This is a genomic window from Actinoplanes sp. ATCC 53533, from assembly GCF_003947245.1.
The window spans coordinates 1-3,084 of the sequence record NZ_QHHV01000402.1; the positions used below are offsets into that span (position 1 = coordinate 1).

3 protein-coding genes and 2 pseudogenes are annotated in these 3,084 nt (G+C 67.9%); all 5 read right to left on the minus strand.

What is annotated here, in order from left to right; translation table 11 throughout:
- A pseudogene (locus tag DMB66_RS58240) lies at positions 1 to 732 on the minus strand (F0F1 ATP synthase subunit alpha); the annotation flags it as partial.
- 81 nt (positions 733 to 813) lie between these two features.
- Complete coding sequence (locus DMB66_RS58245) at positions 814 to 1,635, minus strand: F0F1 ATP synthase subunit delta (RefSeq protein WP_199753276.1); 822 nt, start codon at positions 1,633 to 1,635, stop codon at positions 814 to 816.
- The gene (locus tag DMB66_RS58250; RefSeq protein ID WP_125812523.1) at positions 1,632 to 2,183 is read right to left on the minus strand and encodes a F0F1 ATP synthase subunit B; all 552 of its coding nucleotides are present in this window, start codon (positions 2,181 to 2,183) and stop codon (positions 1,632 to 1,634) included. The genes DMB66_RS58245 and DMB66_RS58250 overlap by 4 nt, the downstream gene beginning before the upstream one ends.
- A gap of 30 nt (positions 2,184 to 2,213) precedes the next feature.
- Positions 2,214 to 2,441: an ATP synthase F0 subunit C gene (locus DMB66_RS58255; RefSeq protein WP_125812524.1), complete on the minus strand. Its 228-nt coding sequence runs from the start codon at positions 2,439 to 2,441 to the stop codon at positions 2,214 to 2,216.
- Between the two features lie 73 nt (positions 2,442 to 2,514).
- Positions 2,515 to 3,084, minus strand: a pseudogene (gene atpB, locus DMB66_RS58260) (F0F1 ATP synthase subunit A); the annotation flags it as partial.

Genomic DNA, 3,084 nt, shown 5'->3' on the forward strand with positions numbered 1-3,084 from the left:
GCCGGCCGGGTCGGAGGCCGGCGACGCGACGATCGTCGTGTACTGCAGTGCGCCCTGGGCCTCGAGCGTGCCCCGGATGCTGGCGATCGTGGTGGCCTTCTGGCCGATGGCGACGTAGATGCAGCGAACCTGCTTCTCCGGGTCGCCGGACTCCCAGTTGGCGCGCTGGTTGATGATCGTGTCGAGCGCGACCGTGGTCTTACCGGTCTTGCGGTCGCCGATGATCAGCTGGCGCTGGCCCCGGCCGATCGGCGTCATGGCGTCGATCGCCTTGATGCCGGTCTGCAGCGGCTGCTTCACCGGCTGCCGGGACATGACGTTCGGCGCCTGCAGCTCGAGCTCGCGGAAGCCCTCGCTCTCGATCGGGCCCCGGTCGTCGATGGGCTCACCCAGCGCGTTCACGACGCGGCCCAGGTAGGCGTCGCCCACCGGGACCGAGAGGACGCGGCCGGTGCGCTTGACCTGCTGACCCTCTTCGATGTGGGTGTAGTCACCCAGGACCACGGCGCCGATCTCACGGACGTCGAGGTTCAGGGCGACGCCCAGCGTGCCGTCGGCGAATTCGAGCAGTTCGTTAGCCATCGTCGAGGGCAGGCCCTCGACGTGCGCGATGCCGTCGCCCGCATCGGAGACGATGCCGACCTCCTCGCGGGAGACCTCGGGCGAATAGGACGAGACGTAGCGCTCTAGCGCCCCCCGGATCTCGTCCGAGGAGATGGTCAGCTCGGCCATCCTCTGCCTTCTCTAGTCGGCTCGGGGCGTCGCCGCCGCCGAGGGCGTGCTCGGGACGTCGCCGCCGCCGAGGGGAAGAAACTATTTAGCGAACGCCTGCCGGGCTTCGTTGAGTCGCCGCAGGATCGTGCCGTCGTAGAGGTCGGAGCCGACACGGACGCTGAGGCCACCGAGAATGCTCGGCTTCACATCGACCTTCAGCGAAACCTGCCGACCGTAGATGTCGGACAACTTGGCGGCGAGTCGCTGCTCCTCGGCGTCGTCCAGCAGCCGGGCGACCGTCACGTAGGCGACCTCACGGTCCCGCTTCGCGGCGGTCAGCTCGACCAGCCGGGTCATCGAGGACTCGAAGTTGCGCCCGCCGAAGCCCGCCAGCGCGACCGCGACGAGCTGGATCGTCGCCGCCTGGGCCTTGCCCTCGAGCAGACCCTGGATCAGCTTAACGCGACGGTCCACCGGAGCGCCCGGGTCACTGAGCGTGACGGCGAGCTCGGCGGTGCCCGAGACGACCTGCCCGAAGCGGAACAGCTCGTCCTCGACCTCGGCGAGCTTGCCCGCCTTGTCGGCCGACGTCAGGATCGTGTCGACCCCGAGCCGCTCGGTGGCGTCGAGCAGCTCGGACGGCCGCGAGAAGCGCCCGGACACCAGGGTCGCGAGCGCGTCCACGGCGACCGTTCCGAGCTTGCCGGCGACCAGCGAGCGGAGCAGCTCCGCCCGGTCGTCACCGCCACGCGACGGATCGGTCAGCGCGCGCCGCAGCCGCAGCTCGCCGCGCAGCAGCCCGGCCACCGACAGGATCTCGTCGGCGGTCGTGGCGAGCTGCGCGGCGGTGGCCGTCCGCGTGTCCGCGGTCAGCTTCTCCGCGGCGGCGGCGTACGACTCCCGGTTGACGGTCGCCATCAGCGCCGCCCGTTGCCCGCGCCGGCGCCCAGCTCGTTGATGAACCGGTCCACCGTGCCCCGGGTGCGCGCCTCGTCGGCGAGGGACTCCCCGACGATCTTGCTGGCCAGATCGACGGCGAGCGTGCCCACCTCGGAGCGCAGGTCACGCACGATGCTCTCGCGCTGGGCGGCGAGCTGGTCGCGTCCGGCCGCGATGATGCGGTCGGATTCTTCCCGCGCCTTGGCGAGGACATCCTGACGGATGCCCTCCGCGTCGGCACGCGCCTCGTCGCGGATGCGGGCGGCCTCGGTGCGGGCCTCCGACAGCTGCGCGCGGTACTGCTCGAGCAGCTCGTTCGCCTCGGCCTGAGCGGCCTCGGCGCGCTTGATGCCGCCCTCGATCGCGTCGACCCGCGCCGCGAAGGTCTTCTCCATCATCGGGAAGACGAACTTCATCAGCACGAAGCAGAGCACCGCGAACGCGACGGTGCCGACGACGATCTCCTGCCAGACAGGAATGATCGGGTTGTGGCCTGATTCGCCGGCCTCAACAGCCAGATACGTAAGCATGGTGACCTCCCATCGAGGCAGAAGGACTTACTAGCCGGCCCAGATGAAGCCGAAAGCGATGCCGAGCAGCGCAAGCGCCTCGATGACGGCGAAGCCGATCCAGACGTACGGCAGGGTCAGGCGCGACGACTCCGGCTGCCGGGCCGTCGACTGGATGTAAGCGGAGAAGACCAGGCCAACACCGATGCCGGGGCCGATGGCCGCGAGACCGTAGCCGATGGCGGCGGTGCTGCCCTCTACGGCGGCAAGAAGCTCCATTACCTATTCCTCCTGGTATCTCGCGTGACTGTCACGCGGGACGACAAACGGGGTATTGCTCGGAACAGTTAGCTCAGTGCTCGTCGGCGAGCGCGCCCTGGACGTAGCTCGCGGTCAGCACCGTGAAGACGTAGGCCTGCAGGCAGATGACCAGGAACTCCAGGAACGTCAGCGCGATCGTCATGACCCACGAGACGATCGAGAAGGGGGCGTACCAGACGTTCGCGCTGATCATCGCGAAGCCGCCGAGGGTGAACACCAGCAGCAGCATGTGGCCGGCGAACATGTTGGCGAAGAGCCGGACCGCCAGCGAGAACGGGCGGACCAGGAAGTTGGAGAAGAACTCGATCGGGATCAGCAGCGGCAGGATGAACCACGGCGCCGGCGGGATCAGCGCGGACTTGATGTACTTGAAGAACCCGCCGTGGTGCCGGATGCCCACATAGATGAACATCACGTAGCTGATGACCGCGAGAATCGCCGGGAAAGCGATGTGCGAGTTCGGCGAGATCTGAATCAGCGGCACGATGCTGAAGAAGTTCATCACCAGGATGAAGCAGAAGAGCGTCGTGAGGTAGGGCGCGAAGCGACGCCGCGCGGCCCGATCATATCGACAGAGATGTTGTTACGCACGAATCCGTAG